The sequence below is a fragment of the Chamaesiphon sp. OTE_75_metabat_556 genome (genome assembly GCF_031378165.1).
Classification (GTDB): domain Bacteria; phylum Cyanobacteriota; class Cyanobacteriia; order Cyanobacteriales; family Chamaesiphonaceae; genus Chamaesiphon.
Window position 1 is genome coordinate 1 of the sequence record NZ_JANNDR010000279.1, and the last position, 6,257, is coordinate 6,257.

Here is a 6,257-nt window from a genome sequence, read left to right on the forward strand (position 1 = left end):
GGTTTTGATGAGTTTTGGCTATTTTGCTTGATTTGCTCTTCGATGAGACTCAAGCGTGCTTTTAATTATTGATTTTCTGCTAATAATGCCAGCACTAGCTGCTGTACTGCGATTGGGGTTCCTTCCCAATCTGCTGTACTTAACCCGATTTTATCTAGCTGCGGCTTTTGTTCCATTTCTTCAATTTACACTAACTTTCGCCCTCTAACCCCTATTTCTTCGTTGACACTGGAATGGGTACGGGAAGGGAGGAGTACTAGATTCGATCGACAACTTAATCAATGCCACCAAATCGAGAGTGCGATCGCCACGACTGCGCCGATAATCGTGTTGATAACATTCACCAATTCGTTCGTCAACCAGTCAAATTTGGATTGTACCGTCGCGCCGATGACGCTTTCTAAATTGGTGGCAATAAAAGCTGCGATCGTACAAATCACCACGCCAGTTAGCGTAATCAGCCCCAAGCTGTAAGCAACCAGCGAAATCAGGACACCACCCACGATCCCCGCCAGCGTCCCCTCCAAACTAACCGCACCCTCAGTCCCTCTAGGTACGGGTTGTAAGGTGGTAATCAAGAACGTACTCTTCCCATACGCCTTGCCAACTTCACTGGCAGTCGTATCTGCCAATTTGGTACTCAAACTCGCCACATAACCCAACAAAAATGCCGATTCCCAGCTCGGATCGAGCCAGCCGAAGTGAATTGCGGCGATCGCGATCGCGCAGACAGCCGCTGTAGCTGCCGAACCCCAGACGTTTTCTGGCCCTCTGGCACCGCCACGTTTTTCGGCAATACCTGCGGCTTCTTTTTGCGCCATGCCGATCCGCGTGACTGCCGAACCGATGAGAAAATAAAACATCACCACGCTATAGCCGCGCCAACCCAAAGTCCCCCAGACGACAACTCCCAATCCCCAGGCATTAATTAAGCCAGCAGGAGTTAAGAGTTTCTTGGGAATAATGGTGGCAACGATCGCCAACAGGGAGTTTAAGGCGATCGCGACTAGCCAGGGGTTGGGGAGTGTGCTGGGCATTGGGGAGTTGGGAGAGGGGAGTTGGGAGTTGAGGGGCTGGGGGACTGGGGGAAATAATTTGGTTGGAGAAACCGAGATTGGTGACGTGAGTTAATCTTCGATCGCGCCTAGTAATTTGAGTGCTTGAATTTGCTCGGGTGGTAATCCCGTGACGCCAGTAATATTCATCTGTTCGTAAGGTCGATCGATCGACAGACTAGGATTTTGAGGGCGATTTACATCTAGGCTGTAGATCGTTTCAGCTTCGCGGGCACTAATCTGCTGCCGCCGATCGAGATCGACTCCTAATTCGTCTGACACATGATTATTTGCCGAGAACAGCTCACTCGATCTTTGGGTAAAGAGCGATCGATCGAAGGTGGCAGCAGTAAAATTCACCCGATGCAGAGTCGCATCGACTAAATAAGCCGATCGAATCGGTAGTAAAGAACAGTTTAGATCTTTAATCGCTCGATTTGGATCGATTTCGATGAGGAGATTGAGGATATTGCCGGCCAGGTAGCCCGGTGGAATTGGCGTCAACGTCTGCCACTGTGCCAAGATGCCACGTAAGTGGTCGCCAATGCGTTCGCGAGTGCCCCAACTGCTCACCAATCGACCGAGAATGGGTCGGAGGATCGACTGGATCTGGATTGGGCGGAGACGATCTTTGGCGGTGGCTTTCATGATGCCATAAGTATTGAGATGGACAAAGCGATCTTGCAGATCTGCTGGCGGCTCGGCTGCTAAGGGAGGCAGTAGTTCGGCCACGAATCGAGTGATCGATCGCCCTGTGACATAGGCGAGCGTTACTGGTTGCAACGACCATCCCCCATCCAGACAGGTCGTAATACAACGTCTCGATAGTGACTGGAGCGCGCTGATAATTTCGCAAGGTACCGTCTGATTTAATAACAAATTCGAGCGCAACTCGGTGCCGGAGGCTGGTTCGCGCTCGATCGCCAGCCAGTAGACCAACTGTTGTTCGATCTCCGAGAGTCGCTCGAATTGACGATGGAGAATATCATCGATATTTTGAAACTGAAGCTGACCGCTTTCCATCAGCGAATAGAGTGCGAGCATCTTTTCCCCACCCCCAGTCATCTCAATCGCCGTAATCGTCGCAATTTTCAGGGCGAGGGGGTTGCCAGCATAGTGGGCGTGAACTTTTTGCCACATTTGCGCTGGGAGCTGCGGACAACCATAAGCTTGAATTAATTGATGTCCGGCACCGGCCGTCACTCCAGCGACCGTCATCGATCGAACTAGTTGAGGACTGACGATCTGAGATCGGGCGATCGTATGGGGTTTCTCGCGGCTGGTGAGGATCGCACAGCTTTGATGAGGCAATTCACCCAGCGCTCTCAATAATCGATCGTAACCCTCATAGCCTGGTAGATATTGACCGGACTGGACTTGGCCTTCGAGAATCGACTCGACATTGTCCAAAACCAAGAGACAGCGATCGCGTTTGAGTGCCGCAATTAATAACTCGATCTGTCCGTCTAGTGAATTTGACAACTCTGACAGTGGCTGCACACTCAAGCACTGGAGCAAATCGCCACAAAGTTCGGTGACTGGCGGTAAATTGAGCAGTGATCGCCAGATTGTTCGATCGAAATACCCACCACATTTACGCACGATTTCCCCCGCCAATGTGGTTTTACCCATCCCACCCATACCGATCAAGAAGACGATCTGACAACGTTCGTAGAGGCACCAATCAGTCAGCGTTGCTAATTCCTCCATCCGCCCGAAAAAACGTGCGTCCGTCTCCAGATTAGTTGCCAGTTGTCGATCTAAGTCTGATCGCGCTCGCACGGATCGAGCGCGATCGTCGAGTTTAAATTCTGGCTGCTTGGAATACCATAGCAGCACTGCCGCCAAACTACTTTTGGTGACTTTTTGACCCAGTTTTTGGCTCAATAACTGCCACAATTGAGCGCCAGTTTCTTTGACATAACCGAGTTGATAATTCTTGGCAAGTTGACGATCGTGTGGGTCGAGTTCTGACCCAGTTTTAGCTGTGGTGACGATTTGTTGATAGCTTTGTCCCGCGATCACACCACGAACAATCTGAATCTGCACTGGATTCAGGGATTTGGGAGGCAGAACTGTTTCAATAATTGCGATCGCGCGATCGGCATCCATACTTACAACCAATTGATATCTAACGATCGCTCTGCTAGCAAGGCTTGCCCTGGCTGGAGCGCGATCGAGCAGAAATAGCTAATATTGAAAATTGGCGATTAAAACTCGTTTGAAGCTTGGAGTTTAATTTTAATTTTTCATCCGATTAAAGATTTTACCTTGTATTATACTTTTTTCAGATTTTTCTAGCCAATCGCTAGACATTTAATCGGGGAAAGTTCGGTTACCGGCAGTGTTTACCCGATCGATCTGCTGGCGGTTGAACTGATTCGTCGATCGCCGCGATTCGATCGGATTGGGAGTGGTTGACTATTTTGATGGCGACAGCTACCAAAAATCTCGCGTAACTCCTCTGGTAATTCTAACTTGGCAATTAGTTCGGGAAACCGCACATGGATCGATCGGCATCCGTTTAGCACTCCTCGTCATAGAGTGCTAAATTTTGGAAGAGATGATTAGAAAAAAATAGTATGGCAAAAATCATAGCATTTAACGAAGAGTCCCGTCGTGCCCTGGAACGGGGCGTCAATGCCTTGGCTGATGCAGTCAAGATTACGCTCGGCCCCAAAGGGCGGAATGTCCTACTAGAAAAGAAATTTGGCGCACCTCAGATCGTAAATGATGGGATTACCGTCGCCAAAGAAGTCGAATTATCCGACCCCTTGGAAAATGCTGGGGCGCGATTGATTCAAGAAGTCGCCGCCAAGACCAAAGATTTGGCAGGCGATGGCACTACTACAGCCACCGTCCTCGCCCAAGAAATGATTCGCGAAGGCTTGAAGAACGTGGCGGCTGGTAGCAATCCGATCGGCATCAAGCGCGGCATGGACAAAACCGTGACGATGCTGGTCGCCGAAATTGCCAAGCTGGCCAAACCGGTAGAAGGCAAAGGCATCGCCCAGGTAGCGAGTGTCTCAGCCGGAAATGATGCCGAAGTCGGCGAGATGATCTCGGCGGCGATGGATAAAGTCACCAAAGATGGCGTCATTACCGTTGAAGAATCCAAATCCCTGACCACCGAACTCGAAGTAGTCGAAGGGATGCAAATCGATCGCGGTTATCTATCGCCCTATCTAGTCACCGACCAAGAGCGGATGGTGATTGAATTTGACGATGCGCTAATTCTGATTACCGACAAAAAGATTAACTCGATCCAGGACTTAGTTCCGATTCTGGAAAAAGTTGCCCGCGCTGGTAAACCCCTTCTCATCATCGCCGAAGATCTCGAAGGTGAAGCTCTCGCTACCCTGGTAGTCAATAAAGCACGCGGTGTCCTCAGCGTCGCTGCCATTAAAGCACCGAGCTTTGGCGATCGCCGCAAAGCGATGCTCCAAGATATCGCCATCCTCACTGGTGGCCAAATGATTTCCGAAGAAATCGGGCTGAATCTGGATACCGCCACGCTCGAAATGTTGGGTACAGCCGCTAAAATCACGATCGACAAAGAAAACACGACGATCGTTTCTAGCAACAGCAGCAGCGGCGACCTCCAAAAACGGATCGCTCAACTCAAGCAACAACTCGCTGAGACAGATTCAGCTTACGATACCGAAAAACTCCAAGAACGAATTGCCAAACTCGCTGGTGGTGTCGCGGTAATCAAAGTCGGTGCGGCTACCGAAACCGAACTCAAAGATCGCAAGCTCCGGATCGAAGACGCCCTCAATGCGACCAAAGCAGCCGTAGAAGAAGGTATTCTCCCTGGTGGTGGTACGACATTGATTCACCTAGCGAATAAAATTCCTAGCTTTAAGCTGACCCTCACCAATAACGAAGAAAAACTTGGTGCTGATATTATTGCTAAAGCTCTCGAAGCACCACTACGCCAGATCGCTAATAATGCAGGTGTCGAAGGCTCCGTTGTTGTCGAACAAGTCCGCATTGCGGCTGATAATATCGGTTATAACGCGGCAACTGGAGTGTTTGAAGACTTAATGGCGGCGGGGATTGTCGATCCAGCCAAGGTCGTCCGTTCCTCCTTGCAAAATGCAGTCTCGATCGCGGGTTTAGTCCTCACGACTGAGGCACTAGTAGTCGAGAAGCCCGAACCCAAATCTGCTGCTCCTGACATGGGCGGCATGGGTGGTATGGGCGGCATGGGCGGCATGGGCGGCATGGGCGGCATGGGCGGCATGGGCATGATGTAATCCATCAATCCCACTCGTCAATACCAGTCTGAGTTAAAACAGAGCCGATCGAATATTCGATCGGCTCTGTTTGTTAGAGGCTGTTTGAAAAGTTTTATTTGTGACATCTCCCGATCTCCACAACTATCAACTATCAATTATCAATTATCAATTGACTTAATTTCCCTCTGCCAAGCCCAAGGGGAGCGTCAGATAGATGATGGTTTCATGCCGAACGTTAATATTGATCGCAAAACTACCATCATATAAATCGACGATCTTCTTGACCACTTTCAAGCCTAGTCCTAATTCTTGCTCCCCTAGATTCAATCCAGAAATTGGGAGATCGATCGGCGTATCCGATCGCCGATCTCCGATCCAAAAGTGAAACGCTCGATCGATGATGCGACCGCAAAGCTGGATCTTGATACCAGCTTCAGAAAATTTAAAAGCATTATCTAATAATTCTTTAATCATCAGTTCGCTATGCTTGGAAGTCACCGCAATAGTCGCAAGCTGGATATCAACATCTAAGTCACTTTGTCGATTCAACCATTGTGCTTGGACGATCGCGATCTGTTCGATAATCTCTTTAATATTGCAAACTTCGTTATTGTAAAATTGCTTTTTTTCGGCAGCAAAGTCTAGATACGTCCAAAACTTATAAGTATTTGTTTGAATATTAGTAGCCGATCGATTGGCTGAATCGATCAGATGTCGCACTTGAGTTTTGCTAAAGCTTTCGAGATTTTCGCTGAGTTCTTCTAGTTGCTCTTGAATACTACTCAATGGGGTGCTCAATTCGGTCACAAAGCCGATCGCCAAATCGCCGACTAATTCACCCAAGTTATTTTCTAATGAAGCAATACTGTTTTGTTGGAGTCTGGACAAAGATTCGATTCGGTCGAATTGCTTCTTATTCCGTACCATTGATTTGACTCTAGAACGTAGTTCGAGACCATCG

5 protein-coding genes are annotated in these 6,257 nt (G+C 48.9%); 1 reads left to right on the top strand and 4 read right to left on the bottom strand.

Annotated elements, in window-relative coordinates; genetic code table 11:
- Positions 1-278 precede the first annotated feature (278 nt).
- The 3 genes from RMO27_RS11270 to RMO27_RS11280 form a co-directional block, all read right to left on the bottom strand.
- A complete protein-coding gene (locus RMO27_RS11270) occupies positions 279-1,037 on the bottom strand; it encodes a TIGR00297 family protein (RefSeq protein WP_309732422.1) in 759 nt (252 codons plus the stop codon).
- Between the two features lie 90 nt (positions 1,038-1,127).
- Positions 1,128-3,167 carry an NB-ARC domain-containing protein gene (locus RMO27_RS11275; RefSeq protein WP_309732423.1) on the bottom strand — a complete coding sequence of 680 codons (2,040 nt, stop codon included), beginning with the start codon at positions 3,165-3,167 and terminating at the stop codon, positions 1,128-1,130.
- Positions 3,168-3,403: 236 nt separating this feature from the next.
- Positions 3,404-3,559, bottom strand: coding sequence for a hypothetical protein (locus RMO27_RS11280; RefSeq protein WP_309732424.1), 156 nt, complete (start codon positions 3,557-3,559; stop codon positions 3,404-3,406).
- Between the two features lie 78 nt (positions 3,560-3,637).
- Between RMO27_RS11280 and groL the strand changes: the two genes are divergently transcribed.
- A complete protein-coding gene (gene groL / locus RMO27_RS11285; protein ID WP_309732427.1) occupies positions 3,638-5,314 on the top strand; it encodes a chaperonin GroEL in 1,677 nt (558 codons plus the stop codon).
- Positions 5,315-5,470: 156 nt separating this feature from the next.
- On the opposite strand, the gene RMO27_RS11290 is transcribed toward groL, so the two are convergent.
- Positions 5,471-6,257: sensor histidine kinase (locus RMO27_RS11290; protein ID WP_396133667.1), on the bottom strand; the 787-nt coding region annotated here is incomplete at its 5' end.